Raw genomic sequence first — 23,281 nt, 5'->3', positions numbered from 1 at the left:
GGGCAGTCCGCGTGCCCGGAAGGGCAGGACATGCGGACCGGCGAGCCGCGCCGCCGGGTGCTCAGCCGCGCAGCGTGATGGTCAGCATCGCGCCGACGAAGCTGGCGCTCTCGGGACTGGTCCAGCACTCGTGCCAGGTACGCCCGGCCTGCCTGCCGTACATGCGGAAGTACCAGAGCGGGTCGCCGCCGTCGAGGGTGGAGCGGCTGGGTTGCTCGCGGGCGTAGTTCTCCATGGTGACGTAGTCGTCGCCGGCCTTCGCCACCACACCGCCGAAGTGGAACGGCGTGGGGCGGTTGCCGGTCGCCTGCATGTCCTCGAGCTGGGCCGCGTCGGCCTCGGCCTTCACCATCATCGCGTCCCCCACCTTCGGCATCTTGGCGTGCTCGTTGATCTCCAGCCGCTGCAGCACCCTCTCCACCTCCTCCGGCTGCGCCGCGACGAGTTGCTGGAACAGTCCGCTCATCTCCAGCATCAGCGGTCCAGCGACCTCGTGGTCGCCATCCTTGAAGGCCTTCTTGATGCGCTTCTCGTACTTGTTGCCGGAGGTGAGCCGGTCGAGCGCCTTGCCCAGGGTCTCCCAGTAGGCGTCGCCGCCGCTCAGGTCCACGGACTTCTGGCCGGTCACGAACTCCGCCATCGCGTTGCAGCGTTGCGGCACCCGCACGTCGAGGCCGTGCTGGACGGTGTTGTCCCGCCGTGAGGGCCGGCCCTTCGGCTGGACCTCGTACAGCACCTCCTTGCGGCCCATCCCCTCGAAGGTCAGGTACCGGCCGGTCTTCTCCAGCCTGACGCCCCTGCCCCGGGTGAGGTCGGGCAGCCGCTCGTTGGAGGAGCTGATCCGCTTGTTGGTGGCGAAGAAGGTCTTCGGTTCCTTGCCGCCGGCGGCGTGCTGCACGGCCAACGAGAAGTCGTCGGAGACCGCGAGCCGGACGGCGCCCTCGTAGACGAGGTGGGGCATGGGCGGGCTGTCCTGGTCGTACCAGCTGCCGGCCTCGTTCATGTCCTGGCCGACGAAGAACTGCTCGTCGTCAGCGTCCGGATGCTTGGTGGGATAGCCCTCCTGGCCCGGCTCGATCACCTGGTACCGCTGCACCGGGGCGGTACCCGCCCCGCCGCCGCCCGTCGCCGGCCGCGTGGTGTCCGGGGCGATGCCCTGGGCGAGTTTGCGGCCGCTGTCGGTCGCGTGCCGCTCGAAGGGGTCGCCCGGGGAGGAGACCTTCGTCCCGTCCCCGGTGTCAGTGCCGGCCACCGGCCCGCCGGCCTGCTGCCAGACATGGGTGACTTCGTGGTACATCGTCTCGTCGTCCACACCCTGGGGACCCACGACGATGTCCAGGCCGCTGGTGTAGGCGCGGGCGCCGTACCGCTGCGCCGAGCGCTGGGCGACGTCCCCGGTGTGCACGCGCACCCCACTCAGGTCGATGCCGAGGCCGGCTTCGGCTCGCTTCTTGATACGCGACTCAAGCGGGCTCCAGGGCGAGCGCACCGCGTCGGCGACCGAGTCCCGCTGGACAACCGCCTCCCGCTGGACGGCCGCCTCCCGCTGGACGGCCGAATCCAGTGGGGCCGCCGTCTCCTCGTCGACGTGTCCGCAGCCCGCGGTGTGCTGGTGCCGGTCGCGCTGGACGGCGTGGACGACCGCCGCGTTGCCCGCCGTCGCCTGGAGATGCGCCAGCCGGGCCGCCGTGGCCGACCGAGGCGCGGCCGGGCGGGGCGCCCGGCCCGCGTCGCGGTCCGGGGCGGAACCCGTGCTCGAGCGTGCGTATGCCTGCATGTACCGTCCTCTCGCCTCTCGCCGTTCTACCCGGCTGGTCGGCGGGACTGAAGAGCCGCAGGGGCACTCCTGGCGCCCGGCCTGCCGGCCTCACGGCCAACAGGACCGCTCCTTCGGGCACTTGAAGCTGCCCTCGTTCCTGCGACACCGTCGCGCACCGCCCGTAACGTGTCGACGTGAGCCTCTGGACTTCCCTCGAACCCGCCTCCGCGACCGTCGACCCGGGGTCCTCCACCCGTGTCCGTCTGCGGCTGCGCAACACCGGTGACGTCGTCGACGAGTACCGCTTCGAACCGGTGGGCGCCATCGCGCCCTGGACGACCGTCGAGCCGCAGACGCTCCGCCTGTATCCGGGGACCACCGGGACGGTGGAGCTGACCTTCGCCCCGCCCCGCACCCCGGACGCGACGGCCGGCCCGAACCCCTACGCGGTCCGCATCACGCCCACCGAGCACCCCGAGGCCGTCACCGTCCCCGAGGGCAACCTCACCATCACGCCCTTCACCGAGCTGCGCGCCGAGCTGGTCCCGCCCATCGTCAAGGGCCGTTTCCGGGGCCGCCCGAAGCTGGCCATCGACAACCTCGGCAACACCAGGCTGACGGCCTCGGTCAGCGGCAGCGACAACGGCGACCAGCTCGCCTACGACCTGCGCCCCAGCAACGTCCAGATCGAACCGGGCCGCGCCGCCTTCGTCGACGCGACACTGAAGCCCCGGAAGATCATCTGGTTCGGGCCGAAGGAGCAGCGGCCGTACCGCCTCACCGTGCAGCGGTCGGGGCTGAAGCCGGAGCCCGTCGACGGGACGTACCTCCAGCGCGGCTTCCTGCCCCGCTGGCTGGCCACCTTCTTCGGCACCCTGCTGGCCCTCGCCGTCACCTTCGCCCTGATCTGGTTCAACTACAGACCCCACGTCCAGAGCCTCGCCCAGGAACAGCCCCAGGAGGCCGGGGTGAGCAGTATCGCGCCCAGCCCGGCCACCACCCCGGCGCCGCCGCCCGCGCCCAGCGAGACGCCCTCGTCGGCGCCCGCCGCGAACCCCGGGAACAACAACGGCGGCGGGGGAGGCGGTGGCGGTGCCACGGCCACGGTGACCGCCAAGCCCAGGCAGGACACCGCGGCGACCGCCGTGAACCGGCTCGCCGCCGACGACCCGTCCGGGCGGCACATCTGCTACCGCGCCTACGTCCAGGGCTCCGGCTGGCAGAAGCCGGTCTGCGACGGCACCATGGCGGGCACCGTCGGCAAGAACCTGCCGATCAAGTCCATCAACATCGCGGTGTACGGCGTCCAGGGCTCGGCCGCGAACGCCTTCGTCTACGACCCCCAGTCCACCAACGGGAACGGCAGGTGGAACCCGAACTGGACGGCGATCACCGCCGACGGCAAGGACAACTACATCGGCAGCACGAAGGCGTCCGACCCCTACATCGAGGGCTTCGCCTTCAACGTCGGCAACGGCCAGGCCTGCAGCGACGCCAAGGTCCGCGACCACGACTGGGGCGACCCGTGGTGCAAGGGCGCCCGCCCCGACCTGAACTTCGCCGGCACCCTCGACAACACGCTCTGGCTCGAAGCCTTCAAGCTGACGGTGACTCCGTGACCCTGTGGACCTCTCTGGAGCCCACCTCCGCGACCGTCGACCCGGGCGCTTCGACCCGGGTACGGCTGCGGCTGCGCAACACCGGTGACCTCGTCGACGAGTACCGCTTCGAACCGGTGGGCCCCGTCGCGCCCTGGACGACCGTCGAGCCGCAGACGCTCCGCCTGTATCCGGGCACCACGGGCACCGTCGAGCTCACCTTCGCGCCGCCCCGCACCCCCGACGCGACGGCCGGCCCCAACCCCTACGCGGTCCGCATCACGCCCACCGAGCACCCCGAGGCCGTCACCGTCCCCGAGGGCAACCTCACCATCACGCCCTTCACCGAGCTGCGCGCCGAGCTGGTCCCGCCCATCGTCAAGGGCCGTTTCCGGGGCCGCCCGAAGCTGGCCATCGACAACCTCGGCAACACCAGGCTGACGGCCTCGGTCAGCGGCAGCGACAACGGCGACCAGCTCGCCTACGACCTGCGCCCCAGCAACGTCCAGATCGAACCGGGCCGCGCCGCCTTCGTCAAGGCCACCCTCAAGCCCCGGAAGATCATCTGGTTCGGGTCCAGGGAGCAGCGGCCCTACGCCCTCACCGTCCAGCGGTCGGGCGTCCGTCCACAGCCTGTGGACGGCACCTACATCCAGCGCGGCTTCCTGCCCCGCTGGCTCGCCACCCTCTTCGGCACCCTGCTGGCCCTCGCCGTCACCTTCGCGTTGATCTGGTTCAACTACAAACCCCGGGTCGGAAGTCTCGCCCAGGAACAGGTCCAGGAGGCCGGGGTGAGCAGCATCGCGCCCAGCCCCTCGGCGAGCCCGCCCCTGGTCGCGGCACCGGCGCCCTCGCCGACCCCCGTGGAGCAGCAGCCTGCGAACGACGGCAGCGGCTCGTCCGGCACCCGGGCGGGCGGAGGCGGCGGCCAGTCCCGGCCGGCCCCTCATGCGACGAAGAAGAAGGCCGCGAAGCCGGTGGTCCCCGCGACGGACATCCTGCTCCGCAACACGACCACCAAGAAGTGCGCGGACCTCCCCGGCTACGGCGACGGCACCAGCGACGGGCCGGTACGGGAGTACACCTGCGACGAGACGGCCCACGACAACCAGCTGTGGAACCTGGAGGTGCGGTACCCGAAGGGCGGCCCCGGCTCGGCCGCGCTCTTCCAGATCCGCAACGTCAAGGACCAGTTGTGCATGGACCTGCCCGGCTACGGTTCGGCCAAGCTGTCCTCGCCGATCACCGAGTACAAGTGCGACGGCACGAAGGCCGACAACCAGCTGTGGTGGGTCGACAAGCAGCCCAGCGGCGCCTACTGGATCCGCAACTTCGCCAGCGACAACCTCTGCCTGGACGTCGCGGGCTTCAGCACCGGCGGCAACGACACGAACCTGACCCTGTACTACTGCTCGAACACGGACGACCAGGAGTGGCAGATCGTGCACCCGTCCGGGGACTGACCGCCCCGTCAGGGGAAGCGCCCCGTCAGGGGCGCGGGGAACTGCGCGACCAGCCACGACGGAGCGGCAGACAAACGACGGCGCACACCCCCCTTCCGGCGCTCCCGCACGACGCTCACGCCCAGGTCCCCGGCACCAGGCGGCCCGCCTTGCGGTACTCGCGGCGGGCGCCTTCCAGGAGGTCGGCCGCGGTGAGGGGCCGGTCGCGGGCGGCGGCGAGGTAGGCGGCGGTGACCACCGCGCTGCGGATCGCGCCGCCGGACAGTTCGAAGTCCCGTGCCAGCGGGCGTAGTTCGATGCCCTCCTCGCTGGGGACGTGCGCCAGGCCGTGCCGCCACAGGGCCAGCCGCTGTTCCTCGTCCGGGAACGGGAAGTCGATCACCAGGTCGAGGCGGCGGGTGAAGGCCTCGTCGATGTTGGCGCGCAGGTTGGTGGTGAGCAGCGCGATGCCGTCGAAGGCCTCCAGACGCTGGAGGAGGTAGGCCGACTCCAGGTTGGCGTACCGGTCGTGGGCGTCCTTGACCTCGGAGCGCCGGCCGAAGACGGCGTCGGCCTCGTCGAAGAGCAGCACGGCGTCGGTGCGGTCGGCCTCGGTGAAGATGCGTTCGAGGTTCTTCTCGGTCTCGCCGACGTACTTGTCGACGACGGAGGAGAGCTGCACGACGTAGAGGTCCAGGCCCAGTTCGGCGGCCACCACCTCCGCGGACAGGGTCTTGCCGGTGCCCGACTCGCCCGCGAACAGTCCCAGCACCCCGCGTCCCCTGCCGCCGCCCGCGCTCAGCCGCCAGTCGCCGAGCACCCGGTCACGGTGCCGGGCGCGCAGCGCCAGTTCGCGCAGCTCCGTGAGCGGCCGTTCGGGCAGCACCAGGTCCCGCCAGTCGACGGCGGGCCGGATCCGGCGGGCGTGCTGTTCCAGGCCGGAGGCGGACTGCTGGCGGGCGCCCAGCCGCAGGTGGGCGGCGGTGAGCGGGGTGCCGTCGAAGGCGGCGAGGGCCTGCGCGGCGCGGGCCGCCCGGGTGAGGCGCTCGCCACCGAGGTGGTACGGGGCGATGGTGGCCGCGAGGTCGAAGCCCGGGTCGGCGGGCAGGACGGCCGCCCAGGCGTCCAGGGCGGCGGCACGCCGGGACGGCACCTCCAGGACCAGCGGGTCGCGGTGGTCGCACCACTGGGGGTCGTAGGGGCGCGCGGCCGTGACCAGCACGGTGACGTCCGTGACTGCGGTTCCCAACGCCCGCAGGAACGGACCCGGTTGCTCACTGTCGACGAGTACCGCGCGGCCGCTCAGCCGGGCCTCCCGCAGCAGCTCGGGGATCCGCTCCTCGGGCCCGGTGTAGTGCAGCGCCGCCCGCCCCGCGAGCCGCAGCGCGGCCGTGGCACAGCCGAGGCCCTCGCCCTCCCGCCGCTCCCGCAGGAAGACGACGAGCGGCCCGGCGGCGATCCGCGCGGCCAGCCGGCGCACGAACTCCGCGTCGGCGATTTCGCTGTCGTACGACGGCTCCCGCAGGCATCCGGTCAGCGCCGGGTCCGGGGTGTCGTCGCCGAGCAGGTGCGCCAGGACCCGGTCGGGGACGCGCAACGAGCGGCTGAGGAAGGGGCGTTCGGGCTCCTCGACGGTGAGCAGGCCGAGCGCGGTGAGCGGGGCGGTGGGATGGAAGCGGGCGCGGGCCACGGCGAGGTGCGCGGGGGCGCCGTACAGGTCGAGGGCGAGGCCGACGGTGGCGCGGCGGCGGCCGACGTCGTCGTTGAGGTAGCCGTACAGCGGCTCGAAGGTGCGGTCGAGGTCGGGGGCGAGGGCGATGAGGAGGAGGGCGGTGTCCAGGCCGGTGAGGCGCAGCCGGGCCGCGAGGTCGGCGAGCGGGTCGGTGAAGTCCCCTGCCAGAGAGGGGAGTTCCGCCGGTCCGGAGGGCGGGTGCAGCAGGTGCAGTACCGCTTCCTCGGAGAGGTAGAGGCCGCGCAGCGGGTCGGCGGCCGTCGGGTCGTCGGCCGAGCGGTGGGCGACGAGGGCGGCGGCCCGGTCGCGCAGCGCGGACAGCCGGACGAGGAGCGCGGCGGCCGGCTCCAGGGAGACGTCCAGGGTCACGCCCGGTCCCTCCGGGCGGCCGCGGCCTCGGCGACCTGGCCGGGCCGGTGGGCCCGCTCCTCCAGCACCGGCGCGGCATCGTCCAGCCCGTCGCGTACGCGCACGGCGGCGCCCTCGGTGACCGGCGGACCGGCGTCGTACTCGGGGTAGGCCGGGAACGGCGCCGTGATCACGACGTCCAGGGACGGCTTGAGCTCACCGCCGAGCGCCGACCAGATCTCGGCGAGGGAGCGGGCCTCGGTCTGGATGCCGGCGCACGAGAGGGGGATCGTCAGCCCCAGGTTGCCCAGGGAGCCCGGCAGTTCGGACGGATGGATCAGCTCACGGGGGATCAGCGTCGCGAGCACGGCGCTGATCAGCCGGTGCTCGTCCTCGGGCCGCTTGGTCCACGCCGTCACCAGGTACGACAGCCGGAACCACCGGGGCGGCTGGCGGCGCTTGACCACGACGTCCCGCTCGTCCCGGACGTCGATGTGCCCGCGCTGGCGCCGATTGACGTCCTCCCGGATGTCGTACAGATAGCTGTTGATCACCGGTCCGTTGCGGCGGGCCGACCAGTCGCGGGTCGGGGCGTCGAAGGAGACCTCGATGCCGGAGCCCGCCAGCGCACCACCGGTCAGCAGGTTCCGCAGCACCTGGTCCACCTCGTGGATCACGCCGTACTCACCACCCCATGGCCCCGCGCGGACCCCTCGGCACTCACGTCCATCCTGCCCTTCGCCCCCACCGCTCCCGCAGGCACGGCCGGGCAGACCGGCCTGCCCCGGAACCGGTGCCCGCTGCCCGATCGGTCAGATGTAGCCTTCCCGGAGGGCATGGGCCACAGCGTGGGCCCGGTTACGCAGATGCAGTCGGGTGGTCAGCCCGTGCATGACGTTCTTGACGGTGCGTTCGGAGTAGGACAGCTTGCTGGCGATCTCCCCGGTGTCGAGTCCCTCGGCGACCAGTCGCAGTACGTCCACCTCACGGGCGGACAGCCCGGCGGCCGGGGCGCCCGGACGGCCGGCGGCGCTGCGGTGCAGGGTGCCGACCTGGTTGATGAGCCGGCCGAGCAGGTCGGCCGGCAGGTCGCCGTCGCCCCGGGCGGCCGCGAGCACGGCCTGCACGAGCCGGAGTTCGGTGGCCTCGTGGCGCCATACGATGGCCCCGACCCCGCACTCGATCACATCGAGCAACTCGCTCTCGCGCAGCGTCCCGACCACGAGTACGGCCCGCGCCCCCTCGCTGCGCACCACCCGGCGCAGCCGGGTCAGTTCCGGTTCGTCGAGGCTGTCACAGATGAGCAGCGCCACCGTGCCGGGCCCGGTCTCGGACTCATCGCGCACCTCGACCTCTGGGTGGCGCCGCAACTGGCTGAGCGCGCCCTCCCGGGAGATCGGATCGGGTGCGTACACCGCCACGGGCGTACGGCCGACGGCTGCGAATGGGTTGTTGCCGACCAATCGCTTTCCCCTATGTCCACGTGCCCGTCACCCCTGCGGGAAACAGTGACGGACGTGAGTGACCAGCCTGCTGTGGCCGAAGGGGCAAAAACAATCGTGGACCACCACGACAAGGACCACGAGATGTTCGGGGGCCGGGTGGGGGGTGCCTGGGGTGGTGGGCCCCCGCGGGTGCGTGGTGGCTGGTCGCGCCCACGCGGCGGCAGCCGCATATCCGATGCGGCCCCGCGCCCCCAAGAAGGTGGGTCCACTGGTCCCACCCGAAAAGGGGCGCGGGGAACTGCGCGAGCAACCCCCACCGGCCCGCAGGGAACCCACCGCCCCAGGCACCCCCCGCCCCACCTCCACAGCCCCGTATCAAATGTGCCGCCCCCGCAACAAACCCACCGTCCGCCCCCGCCTCTCACAACCTCTCCCACCCCCACCCGCTCTAACCCCTCAGACCCACCAGCGCACCGCGAGGAGCCAGGCATGACCCGTCCGTCCCCTGAACTCGCCGCCGCCATCCACCTGTTGGCCGAGGAGGCCGAGCGCACGCGAACCGGTGGCGGTCGGCTCGTGCTGCTGCGGGGGGCCACCGGGACCGGACGCACCACCGTCCTGGAGGCCGCGGCCGAGCAGGCGGCCGCGCTCGGTCTGAAGGTCCTGCGCGCTCGTTGCTCGCCCGGCGACACCGCCATCTCCTTCGCGACCGTCCTGCACCTCCTCGGCCCGGTCCCCGAGTTCGCCGACCTCGCGGTGGACGGGGACGAGCGCGCCACCGCCGCCGGGCTCTGGCGGGTGCTGCGCGGCTACGCCGAGGACTCGCCCCTGCTCGTCGCCGTGGACGACGTCCACCTCGCCGACGCCCCCTCGCGCCGCTGGCTCGTGGAGTCCGCCCGGCACATAGACCGCTTACCGATCCTCCTCGTCGTCAGCGAACGCAGCCAGTACGACCTCGATCCGCCCGCTCCCGGCTTCGCCCACACCCTGCCGCCGGCACTCGTGCGGACCCACACGTTCACTCCCCTCGCCCCCGCGGCCGCCGCCGCCCGCGTACGCGCCAGGTTCCCCGCCGCGTCCCCGTTGTGGACCGACGCCTGTGTGCAGGCCGCCGCCGGCAGCCCCCTGCTGCTGGAGGCCCTCCTCGACGACCTCGACGAGAGCCGCCACCGAGACGTGCCCGAGACGACCGCCGCCCTCTACCCGGGCGCGTACCCGGCCGCCGTCCAGTGGTGGCTGGACAGTGCGGGACCGGCCACCACCGAGGTGGCCCGCGCCCTCGCCGTCCTGGAGGAAGCGCCCGGCACCGGCCTGCCGGAGAACGAGATCACCCCGCTCCTCGCCGAACTCGCCGACGCCGACCCCATCCGGGTGGCCGGCTGGCTCACCGCCATGACCAGCCTCGGCATGCTCACCCTCGGTGCCGACGGCCGCCCGCACTTCCCGCATCCCCTGCTGCGCGACGCGATCCTCACCGGCGTCCCCGCCGCCCGCCGCCGCACCGCACACCGGGCGATCGCCGAGGCGATGCTGCGCCAGGACGCCCCCGCCGAGGCCGTGGCCGGCCACCTGCTCGCGACCGGCCCGGTGGACGCCCCCTGGGCGGTGGCGCTGCTCCAGGACGCGGCCGCCGTCGCCCTCTACGAGGACCGCGCGGAGGACGCCGTCGCCTATCTGCGCCGCGCCCTGGAGGAGCCCCTCCCCGACGACCGCCGGCAGCGGCTGCTGACCGAGCTCGGTTCCCTGGAGTACGCGGCGCCCCGCTCCACCGCCGCGATCCCGCGGCTCGCCGAGGCGGTCCGGATGCCGGCCGCCCCGCAGGACCGGGTGCGCGCCGCCGTCGCCCTGGGCACCGCGCTGACCGGCCGGGGCCGCACTCGCAAGGCCGTCGAGCTGCTGCGTTCCGTGGACGGCGAACTGGACGGCCACCCCGACCTGGTCCGCACCCTGCACACCGCCTCGGTGCTCCTGTCCGACGAGGACCAGGAGGTACGCCAGGAGGTCTACCGGCGGCTGTCCGAGACCGCCGACCGCTCCCCGGAGCTGGTCGGCACGGCCGGCCAGGCCCTGCTGGTGCGGCACGCGGCCTCCGCGGGCCTCACCTCGGCCCGGGACGCCATGCGGCGGCTGCGCACCCTGCTCGCCGAGCCCGCCGACCCGCTCACCGAGCCGTTCCTCGTCGGCACGGCGGCCACGGTCGCCCAGTGGGCCGACGAACTCGACGAGGCCGACCGGCTGGTGGACCGGGGCCTGGCCGGGCAGCGCCCCGACCTGCTGCACCCCATGCACCAGGCCCTGCTCAACTGCCGTACGGACATCGCCGGGGCGCGCGCCGACTACGCCCGCCTGGCCGCCGTCCCCGGCCCGGTCGCCCCCACCAACGCCCACGCGCACACGCTGATCGCGCTCGTGGAGACCGGCCGCGGCGCACAGGCCGCGGACCTGGTCGCCGGGATCGACCTGCGGGAGGCACCGGACTCCTGGGAGCTGAACCGGTTCCTGTTCGCGCGGGGCGTGGTGCGGGCCGCCACCGGTGACCCGGCGGCCGCGCTGCACGACTTCCTGGAGTGCGGCCGCCGCCAGACGGCCCGTGAGGTGATCAGCCCGGTGGTCACCCCCTGGCGGACGGCCGCCGCCGAGTGCCGGCTGGCCCTGGACCGCCCGCTGGAGGCCGTCGCCCTGGCCGAGGAGGAGCTGCGGCTGGCCCGGGTCTGGGGCACCCCGCGCACGGTCGGCCGGGCGCTGCGCGTCCTCGGCACGGCGATCGGCGGCCGCCGCGGCCTGGAGCTCACCGAGGAGGCCGTCGGGCTGCTGCGGGACTGCGGCCCGGCCGGTACCGAGCCGGCGCTGGCCCTGATCGCGCTGGGCCGCCGGCTGACCGCCGCCGGTGAGGCGGCCCGCGCCCGCGACTGCCTGCGGGAGGCCGCCGAGCACGCCGAACGGCTGGGCGCCGCAAGGCTCCTGGAGCTGACCGAGCAGATCCTGCGGAAGGGCGGCGCCCGCTCCCCCCGACGGCGCACGGGCGCCGCCTCCCTCACCGGCAGCGAGCGGCGGATCGCCGAACTCGCCGCCGAGGGCCGCACGAACGTGGAGATCGCGGCCCTGCTCCATCTGGCCCGCCGCACCGTGGAGACCCACCTCACGCACGCCTACCGCAAGCTGGGGATCCGCCGCCGCACGGACCTGCGTCCGGCCCTGGAGCAGCCCGCCCCCCGCCCGTAGCGGACCGGCCCGGCCGGCACCCGCTCCGGTCGGCTTCCGCTCACCGGCGGCGGGCGTGCCGCGCCGGGCGGGTCAGGGGGCGAGCCAGTGGGCCGCCGCCGCGAGCAGGGCCCGTACGCCCGTCTCGATGGTCGGGTCGGGGACGGGGGCGAAGCGCGGGGAGTGGTTGGAGGGGATCTGCGCGGGGATGCCGTCGTGGATCAGGGCCTCCAGGTCGACGCCCTCGTAGAGGGCGTGGTCGGCGCCGCCGACGAACCAGAAGACCGACGGCGCGTCCAGTGCCGTGCCGAAGGCGCCGAAGTCCTCGCTGTTGGGGACGGGTGAGGTCAACTCGAAGGTGAGGCCGGGGAATTCGGCGGCCTGGGCGGTCTGTACCGCCTCGGTCGCGGCGGGGTCGTTGTGGGTGACCGGGAAGGAGTCGACGGGGACGATCTCCGGCTCCTTGGGAGCGCCGGAGGCAGCCGCCTCGGCCCGTATGATCCGCTCGATCGCCGTCAGCACCCGCTCCCGTACGGCCGGGGTGGTGGAGCGGACGTTGAGTTCCAGCTCGACGGTGTCCGGGATGATGTTGTCCTTGGTCCCGCCGTGGATCGAGCCGACCGTGACGACGGCCTGCTGGCCGGCGGCCACCTCCCGGGAGACGACCGTCTGCAGCCGCATCACCACGGCCGCGGCCAGCACCACCGGGTCGACGGTCGCCTCCGGCGTGGAGCCGTGGCCACCCCGGCCGAACAGGGTGACCCGCAGACTGTCCGCGCCCGCCATCAGCGCCCCCGCCCGGGTCCCGACCAGCCCGGCGGGCGCCGCCGCCACATGCTGCGCCAGGCACACCTGCGGCCGCGGGAACCGCTCCGCGAACCGGTCCGCGAGCATCCTCGGCGCCCCGCCGACCTCCTCGGCCGGCTGGAACACGGCGACGACCGTGCCGTGCCAGCCCTCCCGCCGGGCCGCCAGCTGCCCGGTCGCCCCCAGCAGCCAGGTGACGTGCATGTCGTGCCCGCAGGCGTGCATCACCCCGTCGTTCGTGGAGGCGTACGGCAGCCCGGTCTCCTCCCGCACCGGCAGCGCGTCCATGTCGGCCCGCAGCAGGACGACGGGCCCCTCCCCGTTGGCCAGCACCCCGACCACCCCGGTGCCGCCCACCCCCTCGGCGACCTCCCAGCCCTGCTCCCGCAGCCGCCCCGCGGCCACGGACGCGGTCCGCTCCTCCTGGAAGGACAGCTCCGGATGCGCGTGCAGGTCCTCGTACAGCGCCCGCAGCGCGGGCAGCCGCTCGCTCAGGCCGGTCAGGAGGGGGCTGGTGGTCATGGCGTCGTCTCCAGGAGTGGATGGGGTGTCGACCCGTCGGGTCCAGGATCACGACGCGAGCGGTGACCGTCGAGTCCGCAGCAGTCTGGCCAGCCATTCGGTGCGGGTCCGGCGGGCCGTGGCGGAGATCTCCGCCTGCGGGTACAGGGCGTCGAACCCGTGGCAGCCGCCCGCCCAGACATGGAGCTCGGCCTGGCCGCCGGCCGCCCAGATACGGACGGCGTAGTCGGTGTCCTCGTCGCGGAAGACCTCGGCGGAGCCGGTGTCGACATAGGTGGCCGGCAGGCCCGAGAGGTCGTCGGCCAGCGCGGGCGAGACGTACGCGGGCACCTCGCCGTCGGGGAGGCCGGCGAGGACACAGCGCCACCCGAAGGCGTTCATCTCACCCGTCCAGACGCCGGGCACCCCGGTGTACTGGCGGCTGGACGTGGTGCTGTCGCGGTGGTCGAGCATGGGGCCGATCAGCACCTGCCCGGCGAGGGCGGGGGTGCCGAGGTCACGGGCCAGCAGGGTGACGCCGGCCGCGAGTCCACCGCCCGCGCTGGCGCCCGCGACCACGATCCGCTCGGGGTCGACGCCCAGTTCGGCGGCGTGTCCGGCGACCCAGAGCAGGCCCTGGTAGCAGTCGTCGACCAGGGTGGTGCCGGTGGCCTCGGGTGCCAGCCGGTAGTCCACGGACACCACCACGGCGCCGAGCTCGTCCAGCCACTCCAGCGGGATGTCGAGCTGCGAGAAGCGGTCGCCCATGACCATCCCGCCGCCGTGCACCCAGTAGACGCACGGTGCGCCGGTGGGCCCGTGGCCGCGGGAGTTCTCAGGGCGTACGGGGCTGAGGACCGTCAGCGGGATCGGGGTGCCGTCCTCGGCGGGCACCGTGATCTCGCGCCGGTCGACGTCGCGGTGGGCCAGCAGCGGCTCCAGGGGGGTGGAGGAGTACGGGCGCACCTGCTCGAGGAGGTCCTCGGTGAGCTCGGACATGAGGGGCATGCCGGCCAGCAGCTCACGCAGCTCGGGGTCCAGTCCGGGGCGGGCGGTGGTCATGATCGTCGCCTTTCAGGGGTGTCTCGGAACCTGTCCGGGGTGTCTCGGGTGGTGCGGGGAGGTCAGAAGGCGGCCTTGCCGCGGACCGGGACGTAGTCGGTGTACTCGGGCTCCCCGGCCAGCAGCGGGGCGATCCGCGCCACGATGGCCTGGGCCGCGTCCCCGGCGAAGACCCGGTGGTGGTCCTCCTCGCTGGTCCAGCCCTCGGTGACGTGCACGACGTCGGGGTCGGAGGCGGAACGGGAGACGAGGTAGACGACGCAGTGTTCGCTCGCGCCGGGACTGCCCTCGTCCAGGCCGGTGAGCAGCAGGTCGACGAGCTCGTCGGCCGCTCCGGGCGCGGCGGTCAGGACGGCGTTGAAGCCATAGGTCGCGATCACGACGTTCTTCCTTCCAGGTGGTGGAGTGGAGTGATTCCATTCAACCGCTCTGACCTGCGAAAACGTTAGAACGATAGTGGCCCGGACTTGCACGATCCTCGCAGCTTCGGGAGTAATGACCGGGGACAATGCGGCAATGGAGGCATGCCTCTCGATGAGCTCCGCACCCTGCTGGACCGGCACGCCCGCCCCGACTGGACCACCGCCGTCGACGGCGTCCTGATCTCGAAGGTCGACCGGGCGGAGCCACCGGCGCCCGCCACGTCCGGCACGGTGCTCGCCGTGATCGCCCAGGGCGGCAAACGCCTCGCCCTCGGCGAGCGGGTCTACGAGTACGGCCCCGGGCAGTACCTGGTCGCGTCCGTCGACCTGCCGGTGACCGGGCAGTTCCGCCAAGTCGATGAATTCCGCCCGGCAGCCGGCCCGGCGCCGTACGCGACGGTCGCGAAACGGGCCACGGACGACGGGTTCGGCGGGCAGGGCCCGCTCACCGGCGAGAGCGATGCCGCCGAGGCGGTGTGGCCCGGCTCCTGGGCGGAGCCGCCGCAGGAGCCGTGACCGTCAGCCGTCGGCGGTCGGGCGGGTGCGGCCCGGTTCCGGCAACTCGCCCAGCTTGAGCCGCGCGTGCAGGATGTCGCCGATGAACAGGTCGTAGACCAGCACCCCGATCACGCCGCCGACCAGCGGACCGACGATGGGGATCCACCAGTACCCGCTGAACCACGCCCCGTTCCCCGGGAACGCGTAGCTCTTCCACCCGGCGAACCAGGTGAGCAGCCGCGGTCCGAAGTCGCGGGCGGGGTTGATGGCGTAGCCGGCGTTCGCGCCGTAGGACATGCCGATGGCCGCGACGGCGAGGCCGATGACGAACGGGCCGAGGTTGGACCCCACGGCCGTGTTGCGCAGGTCGATGACCGCGACGACGAACATGACGAGGAAGGCCGTACCGACGATCTGGTCGATCAGCGGCCCCCAGGTCCCACCGTGGAAGTACGGCGCCGGGAAGGTGGCGAAGATCGAGAAGGTGGCCTCGGTGTGCCCGCCGACCTTGGGTGGCTTCGAGGCCGCGTCGAACGCGTTGATCGCGTCGCGGTAGACGAGGTAGACGAGGGCGGCTCCGGCGAGCGCGCCGAGCACCTGGGACACCCAGTAGGGCACCACCTTCACCCAGGGGAACTTGCGGCGCGCGGCGAACGCCAGCGTCACCGCCGGGTTCAGATGGGCGCCGCTGACGCCGCCCGCCACATAGATGCCGAAGGTCACGGCCAGGGCCCAGCCCCAGGCGATCAGGAGCCAGTCACCGGCGGCGAGGAAGATGGTCGTGGGCGTCTCCGCGCGCCCGGACCCGGGCAGCGCCGCGACGGCCATCGCCACGACACCGCACCCGAAGGAAACGAGGACGAACGTCCCCAGGAACTCTGCCAGGCACTCACCGAGCAGGCCTCCACGGCTTCTGAGCTTGGAGGGCTTGAGGAGAGGAGATACTTCCACAGCCATCGCTGGCCCCCTTAGCCATCCCTGGCTCCCTTCGAGGAGCAATCAGGCCAACACCATTTTGTCCCATACATGATGTTCACGCAGATCGACCCCTATGCGCATATCGACCCCTATGCGCATATCGGGGCAGGCCGTCAGCTCTCCAGGTCGTCGGCGTAGTGCCGGAACCCGTGCCGGTCGCGGTGCATCCCCCACAGCCTGTCGGCGAGCACGGCGGGATCCTTGCGGGGGTGCCCGGCCACGATGGCCCCCGGAATGACCAGCTGCGCCACATGGATCCCCTCGCCCGCGAGCCGGTCGTGCAGCAGATGCCCGTACGCGCTCTCGGCGGCGAAGGCGATGGAGGTCCCGGCCCGGTCCGGGTGCGGGATGACCGCCGTACCGCCGTTGACGAACAGGATCGTCCCCCGCCCCAGCTCCCGCATCCCCGGCAGCACCTGCTGCACGGCGGCGACGGGCCCGTAGACCGAGAACTCGACCGGCCCGAGCAGGTCCGCGTGGGTGGTCTCCAGGACGGGCCGCATGAAGTCCCGCTGCGGTACGGGGCTGTACTGCAGGACCTCGACGGTCCCGAGTTCCTCGGCGGCCCGCGCCAGCGCCGCCGCGAGGGCGAGCGGATCCCTGACGTCGGCGCTGTACCCGCGAGCGCGCACCCCTTCTCCGGCGAGCTCCCCGGCCAGCGCCGCGAGCCGCTCCCCGTCCCGCGCCAGGAGCGCGACCGCGTACCCTTCCCGCCCGAACCGCCGGGCGACAGCGGCTCCCAGCCCGGGCCCGGCCCCCACGATGGCAACACTGCTCACGACGACTCCCGACGGCTGACACGGCACGGCACGCCTGCACCTAGGTGCGTACCGCGCGCCCCGCCACTTCACACGTGCACGCCGGCGCGGCCCTTCACCGCACCCCGCCAGGTGTCAGTCCTGCGGTGGCTGGGCCTCGATCAGGCGTTCCGCGATGTCGTCCGCCCAGGACTGGGCCCACCGGCGCAGAGCGGTGACGGCCTCGTCGTCCAGGCCGCAGGCGGCGAACTCCCGGTCGTCGATCCAGTCCGTGCCGGTGAGGCGGGACTGCAGGTCGGTGAGGTCGAAGGTGTCGCGGGCGTGCCGGCGGCCGAGGTCTTCGAGGTCGGGGAGGGTCCAGCGGTCGGCGGCGGCGTGCACGATCAGGAGGTCGCGGGGCAGGCCGCGGTCCGTCAGGGCCCACACGCGCATGCCGACCACGTCGTCGAGGGCGAGGGCCAGGCCGAGTCCGGTCCGGACCGGCGGGTGCCAGAGGGCCTCCTTGAGGAGGTTGACCTCGGCGTCCTCCTCCGAGACCGCCTCGGTGACGATGAGCTGCGCGGAGAGGGGGTCCGTCTCGCGGACGACGACACGCCAGCCGCGTTCCCGGAGGCCGGCCGCGACCGTCTCGGCGATGGCCCGCAGGGGCTCCGGGCTCTGCGTGGCCGCGTCCACGGTCCGGCCGGGGCGGTCGAACAGGCCGTGCGCCTGGGCCGCGTAGTCGCCGGTCAGCGCCAGGGGGTACCCGGCCCCGACCGACAGCAGATCGGGCAGCAGGCGGCGGTGCAGGTGGGTGACGTTCACGCGGCTGCCGCCGAGGAGGGTGCCATGGGGCGATTATCGCTGGCCGGGGGCGGGCGCCGCCACGGCGAGCGGATCCGTGCCGTGCTCCCGCGGTCTTCCCGGCGCCGCTCCGGCGCCGGGTCCCGGGGCACCCCCGTAGCCGGTGTCACAGGTGGCTGCGGCGCACGCCGCGCACGGAGCCCGCCCGGCCGCCGTCCGCCCGCTGCGCGCCCGCGCGCCGCGGAGTGAACCGAGGGGCCCGCGGTCACTCGCCGACCGGGCCGACGTACGTGCCCGGGTGGGTGGCGCCGTCCTGGAGCACCACGGCACCGCCGTGCCAGGGCAGGTCGTACGACGTGCGCTGGTTCGGCGCGGTGACGACGACCGTGGTCGGCGTGAACGTGGCGGAGTCGTCCTGCGCCGGCACCAGGAAGGTGATCGTGACGTTGGCGGAGGCGCCGCTCGCCAGGGTGACCCGCCGCGGGGTGGCGTTCGTGCGCTGGAGCGACCACTGCTGACCGCTGTTGACCAGGTCGACGCCCGGGAAGCCGTACATCGTGCAGGAGTGGCCGCTCTTGTTGGTGAACGCCACGACCGCGTGCTTCTGCTGGCCGGTGCCGCTGCCCGGGTCGGCCCAGGAGTAGCCGAGCTGGGAGGCCTGGCAGGCGGCCACCGAGCCGGTGGCGGAGGAACCGCCCGAGGAACTGCCCCCGGAAGCCGACGAACCGCCGGTGGCGGACGAGCCCGAGCTGGTGCCCGTGCCGGAGGAGCCCCCGCTGGCGGAGCCCCCGTTGGAGGAACCGCTGCCGGAGGAACCGCTGCCCGAGCCGCCCGTCGAGCCGGCGGCCGCCGTGGAGTCGCCGGCGGCCGGGGCCGCCGTACCGCCGTCGGCGCTGACGGAACCGCTCGCGGTGCCGTTGCACGCGGTCAGCAGGGCCAGCAGCGCGGCGGCGCCGGTCGTGGCGAGGGCGGTACGGCGGGCGTTCGTACGACGGTTGCGAAGCTTCGACATGGGGTCCCCCAGTGGTGGCGGTCGGTCTCCCCGGCTCTCTGCCGGACACCCCATTCGATGCGGCCCCTGGAAGGGAAGTTCGGAGATCGCCGTCACGGGCCCGTCGTGGTCGTGTCACACGCGCCGTTACAGACGCCCGCTCACGCCATCCAGAAGAACACCGCCGTCATCCGCTTCTCCTCCAGCGTCCGGCCGGCGTAACCGGTCGCGCTGTGCACCAGGTTGGCGTTGTAGAGGAGCAGCCGGTTGTACCTGTGCGGGACGCGGACGTCCTCCTCGAAGTGGTCGCCCGGGACGAACCGCGTGCCGAGCGCCTCGACGAGGTTGTTGTGCGGGGCCTGCACGATGTTGCCGCCGAGCCGGCCGCCGGGCAGCGACTGGCGGTAGAACGCGGTGCCGCAGTCCTTGGCCACCCCGGGGTTGAGGTACAGCACCGCCGCGTACCGGCACAGTGCCCGCGAGTCGGTGTGCGGCCGCGGCTCGCTCTCGCCCTCGCCGACCACCTGCACACAGTTGTGGTTGAGCGTGCCGCCGCCCGGCGCCTGCTGCACCCACAGTCTCGCGGCCCCGGTCGCCTTCCTCACCAGCTCCTCCACGACGGCGAGTTCGGCGGGTTGCAGGCCGGGCATGGCGCGCAGACCGGGCCAGGTCTCCGAGGTGTACGGGTAGCCCCGGACCCAGTCGTCCTTGGCCAGGCACCGCTCCCGTACGGCGTCCACGTCCGGCAGGACGTCGTCGAACACCCAGTAGTCGCGGCCCTTGGTGGGCTTGCGGTAGGGCAGGACGGGGAGCGCGGCGGGGCCGCGCGGGGCCGCTCCGTTTGGCAGCCGGGGGACCCGGGGGGATGACTGTGGGGGCATGCGGCGAAGCCTGCCCGCGACTTTGTCATGACCACTCTGATCAGAGGAAACCATCACCCTCTCCTGGCCAAGACATGGGAAGTCGGCACGCCGGGGTGAACCGGACCTCACAAGCTCTTTACCAAATCAAAAGGTTTCCGGCGCTCTCCCTTCCGTACTTCCCTGCGAACCGACCCCGCCCGCGCGGGACCCCCGATCGGCCAGGAGGCATTGGTGCGCTTTTCGCGGAACGCGACGGGAACGCTCCTTGTGGGCGGAGCCCTGAGCTTCACTCTGGCGGCACTCGCCTACCCGAGCATGCTCGGCGTGAACACCACCTCCAGTTCAGCCACCCGCGTCATCGCCAACACCCAGTGGGGGCCCCTGACCGAGGGCGACCGGGACTTCGTGGTGAAGGTGCGGGCGGCCGGACTGTGGGAGTACCCCGTGGGCCAGCTCGGTCTGAAGAAGGGCCAGTCCCCGGCGGTCATCACGGCGAGCAAGCACCTGATCGACGGCCACGCGGCGCTCGACGCCACCTGCCGCAAGATCGCGCCGATGCTCAACATCGCCATCCCGGACCAGGCCTCCCCGCAGCAGCAGGGGTTCGTCAACACCCTGTCCGCGGACAGCGGCAAGAAGTTCGACACCGACTTCGCCAACATCCTGCGGGTGACGCACGGTTCGATCTTCAACACGATCGCGAAGATCCGCTCGACGACCCAGAACACCCTGGTGCGGATCCTGGCCGACCAGGCCAACGCCACGGTCCTCGACCACATCACGGTGATGGAGCAGACCGGCCTGGTCGACTTCCCCTCGGTCCTCTTCCAGGAGACGACCGCGCCGAAGCTGCCCGCCACCGACCTGACCCCGCCGCCCCCGGCCGCGGGCCAGCCCCAGGTCGTCCTCACCCCGCCGGTCAACAGCACGACCAGCCCGCCCGCGCTGCCGGGCGAGAACGGCGGCGGGACGGGTACCGGTACGGGCACAGGCACCGGGACGGGAACGGGTACCGGCACAGGCACCGGGACCGGCACCCAGACCACCGCGGTGAACGTGACCCCGGGCGCCGCCCCCGCCGGCTGAGTCGCGTCAGGCGCCCAGCCACACCGTGGTGTCGGACGGCAGCGTGCCGTCGTGCGGCAACGGCACGCTCGCCAGCAGTACCTCGCCCGGCGGCAGCGGCACGGGCGCGTCCGACACGTTCGTGACACACCGCCAGCCCTCCGTCCGGGCGAAGTGCAGCGCTCCCGCGGGCGCCTCGGCCCAGGTCAGCGTCTCGCCCTCGACCAGCTTGCGGCGCAGCCGCAGGGCGGTGCGGTAGAGCTCCAGGGTGGAGCCCGCCGTACCGGCCTGGACCTCGACGGCGTACGACCCGAACCACTCCGGCTGCGGCAGCCAGGAACCGCCGGCCCCGAAGCCGTACGACGGACCCTCCGCCGTCCACGGCAGCGGCACCCGGCAGCCGTCGCGGCCCTTGCGGGCATGGCCGGTCTGCTCCCAGATCGGGTCCTGGAGGACGGTGACGGGCAGGCCGGCGGCCTCCGGCAGACCGAGTTCCTCGCCCTGGTAGACGTACGCCGAGCCGGGCAGCGCGAGCATGAGGAGGGTGGCGGCGCGGGCCCGCCTGAGACCGGGGGCGTCGTCGACGGGCGGCGTACGGCCGCCGGACAGCAGCCAGGCGTTCTCGTCCGTGCCCGGCGGGAGCATCAGCCGGGAGGCGTGCCGTACGACGTCGTGGTTGGAGAGCACCCAGGTGGCCGAGGCGCCGGCCGCGTGGGCGGCGGCGAGCGATCCCGTGATGACCTCGCGGAGCGCCTCGGCGTCCCAAGGGGTCTGCAGGTACTCGAAGTTGAAGGCCTGGCCGAGCCCGTCCGGGCGGGCGTACAGGGTGCGCCTGGCGTTCGGCACCCAGGCCTCGGCGACAGCGGTGCGGGGCGGGCTGTAACTGTCGAAGATCTTGCGCCAGTCGCGGTAGATCTCGTGCACCTCGTCACGGTCCCAGTAGGGGTGGGTGCCGGGCGGGACCCGCTCCAGCGCCTCCTCGCCGACCGCGCCGAACTCCGCCACGTCCCGCAGCGGTTCGGCGAGGTCCTTCATCAGGGCGTGCGCCACGTCGACGCGGAAGCCGTCCACGCCCCGGTCGGACCAGAAGCGCAGGGTGGCGCGGAAGTCGGCGCGGACCTCCTCGTGCTCCCAGTTCAGGTCGGGCTGCTCGGGGGCGAAGAGATGCAGGTACCACTCGCCGTCCGGGACCCGGCGCCAGGCGCTGCCGCCGAACACCGACTGCCAGTCGGAGGGCGGGAGTTCACCGTGCGCACCGCGGCCGGGCCGGAAGACGAAGCGTTCCCGGGCCGCGGAGCCGGGGCCGGACAGCAGCGCCTCCCGGAACCAGAGGTGCAGGTGCGAGGTGTGGTTCGGGACGATGTCCACGATCACCTTCAGGCCCAGCCGGTGCGCCTCGGCGACCATCGCGTCGAAGTCGTCCAGGGTGCCCAGGCGCGGGTCGACGTTCCGGTGGTCGGCGACGTCGTAGCCGCCGTCGGCGAGCTCCGACGGGTAGAACGGGCTGAGCCACAGGGCGTCCACGCCGAGCGCGACCAGATGGGAGAGCCGCTCGGTGATGCCCCTGAGGTCACCGAGCCCGTCGCCGTCCGCGTCGGCGAAGCTGCGCGGATACACCTGGTAGATCACCGCCTGACGCCACCAGTCGGGATTCCTGGAGGAGAGGTCGACCACGCGCGTTCCTTTCGGACTTTCGGACGGACAGCCGCCGATCGGACGGAGAAACACCGAAAGGAATTCTGTCCATATTGCCGAGAAAGCGAAACTTCACACCGCCCGGAGCGGATCGTTCCCTGTGTGAGGGAGTTGTGATGATCCCCGAACAAGCCCTGCTCCAAGGCAGGTTGACAGGGTTCGGCAAGGCCAACCACCATGGGCCGCACACTGTGGCGCATGTGACCAACGGGCCCGGTGTTTCTTCGCTTTCCGCTGCCTTTCCACCGCCCGCCCGCTGCTCGCCACGGGCATCACCGGGCGGCGAGAGATGAGCACCCCACGGATGGGATATCCATGTCTTCCATAGCCAGACATGTCACCGCGCGTCGCCTGCTGGGGACGGGCGTCGCGTCGTTCGCCCTGTGTGCCGCCTCCGTCGCCGGCGCGTCCGGCGCGTGGGCGCACGGCACCCCCGGCGGTGACGGCTGGAAGTCGGGCGGCCACTACAGCCCCGGCACCGGCGCCGGCACGGAGACCGGCACCGACAAGTGCCAGTTCTCGATCGACGGCTCGGACTTCTTCGACTCCGTGAAGGTCGACGACCAGAACCTGAAGGTCACCGACGACGGCAAGGTCCACATCAAGGTCCGCGCCGCCGCCGACGCCGCTTCCTGCACCGCGTCGCTCGCCTCCTACATCGCCCACGGCTCGTCCTTCGCCACCTCGGGCCTGCAGATCTTCGTCGACTTCGACTCGGTGACGGTCAAGCAGGGCCAGACCGACTCCCTCGACATCGCGGTCCCGGACGCCGGCTGCTTCGCGCAGATCGACCTCTACCGGGGCGCGACGAAGTTCGACGGGAACAAGGACGCGAAAGACGGCTTCGACCACGGTGACCTGCCGGCCGGCCCGGACCACCCGGTCATCAAGGACAAGCTGATCGCGTCCTGGAACGGCGGTACGAAGGACTGCTCGGCGACCGAGTCGTCCTCGCCGTCCCCGTCGCCCTCCGCCTCGGAGTCGACCCCGGCCGAGGCGTCCACCCCGCCGGCCGCGGAGACCACCACCCCGGCGCCCTCGGAGAGCACGGTGACCGCCACGGCCGACGCGTCGCCCACCCCCTCCAAGTCGACGACCTCCCCGGCGTCGGCCCCCAGCACGAACTCCGGCGGTGGCGGCGACCTCGCGCACACCGGCGCCAGCTCCAGCACCGGTTACATCGCCGGCGGCGCGGCCCTGCTGCTGGCCGGTGGCGGCGCGATCGTCGTCGCGACCCGGCGCCGCAGGACGACCCGCGCCTGACCCCTCGGGGTCCCGTCGGGTGCCCGGCGGGACCCGTCGGGCACCCGCGTGCGCCCCGGCCGTCGTGGAC

At 73.0% G+C, this 23,281-nt stretch carries 18 protein-coding genes and 1 pseudogene; 6 read left to right on the top strand and 13 right to left on the bottom strand.

From position 1 onward, the window contains the following. Positions 1-61: 61 nt before the first annotated feature. Positions 62-1,777 carry an eCIS core domain-containing protein gene (locus LQ326_RS39370; RefSeq protein ID WP_234543883.1) on the bottom strand — a complete coding sequence of 572 codons (1,716 nt, stop codon included), beginning with the start codon at positions 1,775-1,777 and terminating at the stop codon, positions 62-64. 176 nt (positions 1,778-1,953) lie between these two features. Here LQ326_RS39370 and LQ326_RS39365 point away from each other — a divergent pair, with 176 nt between their 5' ends. Together LQ326_RS39365 and LQ326_RS39360 are read left to right on the top strand one after the other, a co-directional pair. Further along, positions 1,954-3,378 (top strand): hydrolase, encoded by a 1,425-nt coding sequence (locus LQ326_RS39365; RefSeq protein ID WP_234543882.1) that lies wholly within the window; start codon positions 1,954-1,956, stop codon positions 3,376-3,378. After that, positions 3,375-4,820, top strand: coding sequence for an RICIN domain-containing protein (locus LQ326_RS39360; RefSeq protein ID WP_234543881.1), 1,446 nt, complete (start codon positions 3,375-3,377; stop codon positions 4,818-4,820). Before LQ326_RS39365 ends, LQ326_RS39360 begins: the two co-directional genes overlap by 4 nt. A 115-nt stretch (positions 4,821-4,935) precedes the next feature. On the opposite strand, the gene LQ326_RS39355 is transcribed toward LQ326_RS39360, so the two are convergent. The 3 genes from LQ326_RS39355 to LQ326_RS39345 all read right to left on the bottom strand — a co-directional run bounded on the left by LQ326_RS39355 (position 4,936) and on the right by LQ326_RS39345 (position 8,300). After that, a complete protein-coding gene (locus LQ326_RS39355) occupies positions 4,936-6,900 on the bottom strand; it encodes an ATP-binding protein (RefSeq protein ID WP_234543880.1) in 1,965 nt (654 codons plus the stop codon). Then, on the bottom strand, positions 6,897-7,556 hold the full coding sequence (locus LQ326_RS39350) for a Pvc16 family protein (RefSeq protein WP_234543879.1): 660 nt from the start codon (positions 7,554-7,556) through the stop codon (positions 6,897-6,899). The genes LQ326_RS39355 and LQ326_RS39350 overlap by 4 nt, the downstream gene beginning before the upstream one ends. A gap of 135 nt (positions 7,557-7,691) precedes the next feature. After that, on the bottom strand, positions 7,692-8,300 hold the full coding sequence (locus tag LQ326_RS39345; RefSeq protein WP_234543878.1) for a helix-turn-helix transcriptional regulator: 609 nt from the start codon (positions 8,298-8,300) through the stop codon (positions 7,692-7,694). A 513-nt stretch (positions 8,301-8,813) separates the two neighbouring features. On the opposite strand from LQ326_RS39345, the gene LQ326_RS39340 reads away from it, so the two are divergent. Continuing rightward, positions 8,814-11,546, top strand: a complete 2,733-nt coding sequence (locus LQ326_RS39340) for a helix-turn-helix transcriptional regulator (protein ID WP_234543877.1) — start codon at positions 8,814-8,816, stop codon at positions 11,544-11,546. A 72-nt stretch (positions 11,547-11,618) separates the two neighbouring features. Here the strand turns inward: LQ326_RS39340 and LQ326_RS39335 are convergent, their stop codons facing one another. From LQ326_RS39335 to LQ326_RS39325, 3 genes are all read right to left on the bottom strand, one after another. Continuing rightward, on the bottom strand, positions 11,619-12,854 hold the full coding sequence (locus tag LQ326_RS39335) for an amidohydrolase (protein ID WP_234543876.1): 1,236 nt from the start codon (positions 12,852-12,854) through the stop codon (positions 11,619-11,621). A gap of 48 nt (positions 12,855-12,902) precedes the next feature. After that, positions 12,903-13,895 (bottom strand): alpha/beta hydrolase, encoded by a 993-nt coding sequence (locus LQ326_RS39330; protein WP_234543875.1) that lies wholly within the window; start codon positions 13,893-13,895, stop codon positions 12,903-12,905. 62 nt (positions 13,896-13,957) lie between these two features. Beyond that, positions 13,958-14,275: a putative quinol monooxygenase gene (locus LQ326_RS39325; protein ID WP_234543874.1), complete on the bottom strand. Its 318-nt coding sequence runs from the start codon at positions 14,273-14,275 to the stop codon at positions 13,958-13,960. A 144-nt stretch (positions 14,276-14,419) separates the two neighbouring features. On the opposite strand from LQ326_RS39325, the pseudogene LQ326_RS39320 reads away from it, so the two are divergent. After that, positions 14,420-14,698 (top strand): annotated as a pseudogene (locus tag LQ326_RS39320) (AraC family transcriptional regulator); the annotation flags it as partial. Between the two features lie 138 nt (positions 14,699-14,836). Here LQ326_RS39320 and LQ326_RS39315 read toward each other — a convergent pair. The 5 genes from LQ326_RS39315 to LQ326_RS39295 form a co-directional block, all read right to left on the bottom strand. Then, positions 14,837-15,772, bottom strand: a complete 936-nt coding sequence (locus tag LQ326_RS39315; RefSeq protein ID WP_234543873.1) for an MIP/aquaporin family protein — start codon at positions 15,770-15,772, stop codon at positions 14,837-14,839. Positions 15,773-15,906: 134 nt separating this feature from the next. After that, entirely contained in the window at positions 15,907-16,572 is a 666-nt protein-coding gene (locus LQ326_RS39310) for an SDR family NAD(P)-dependent oxidoreductase (protein WP_234543872.1), read from the bottom strand. Positions 16,573-16,686: 114 nt separating this feature from the next. Beyond that, positions 16,687-17,355: a hypothetical protein gene (locus LQ326_RS39305; RefSeq protein ID WP_234543871.1), complete on the bottom strand. Its 669-nt coding sequence runs from the start codon at positions 17,353-17,355 to the stop codon at positions 16,687-16,689. 244 nt (positions 17,356-17,599) lie between these two features. Then, complete coding sequence (locus LQ326_RS39300) at positions 17,600-18,346, bottom strand: DUF4232 domain-containing protein (protein WP_234543870.1); 747 nt, start codon at positions 18,344-18,346, stop codon at positions 17,600-17,602. Between the two features lie 140 nt (positions 18,347-18,486). Continuing rightward, complete coding sequence (locus LQ326_RS39295; RefSeq protein ID WP_234543869.1) at positions 18,487-19,206, bottom strand: DUF6445 family protein; 720 nt, start codon at positions 19,204-19,206, stop codon at positions 18,487-18,489. Between the two features lie 249 nt (positions 19,207-19,455). On the opposite strand from LQ326_RS39295, the gene LQ326_RS39290 reads away from it, so the two are divergent. Further along, complete coding sequence (locus tag LQ326_RS39290) at positions 19,456-20,274, top strand: DUF4142 domain-containing protein (RefSeq protein WP_234543920.1); 819 nt, start codon at positions 19,456-19,458, stop codon at positions 20,272-20,274. A gap of 6 nt (positions 20,275-20,280) precedes the next feature. On the opposite strand, the gene LQ326_RS39285 is transcribed toward LQ326_RS39290, so the two are convergent. Beyond that, a complete protein-coding gene (locus LQ326_RS39285) occupies positions 20,281-21,927 on the bottom strand; it encodes a glycoside hydrolase family 13 protein (protein WP_234543868.1) in 1,647 nt (548 codons plus the stop codon). Positions 21,928-22,263: 336 nt separating this feature from the next. On the opposite strand from LQ326_RS39285, the gene LQ326_RS39280 reads away from it, so the two are divergent. Further along, entirely contained in the window at positions 22,264-23,211 is a 948-nt protein-coding gene (locus LQ326_RS39280) for an LAETG motif-containing sortase-dependent surface protein (protein ID WP_234543867.1), read from the top strand. Positions 23,212-23,281 lie beyond the last annotated feature (70 nt).

Origin of the sequence: Streptomyces shenzhenensis (genome assembly GCF_021462265.1) — a bacterium.
Classification (GTDB): Bacteria; Actinomycetota; Actinomycetes; order Streptomycetales; family Streptomycetaceae; genus Streptomyces; species Streptomyces shenzhenensis.
The sequence above is the reverse complement of the archived record's forward strand: the minus strand, read 5'-3'. Positions and strand labels throughout refer to the sequence as shown.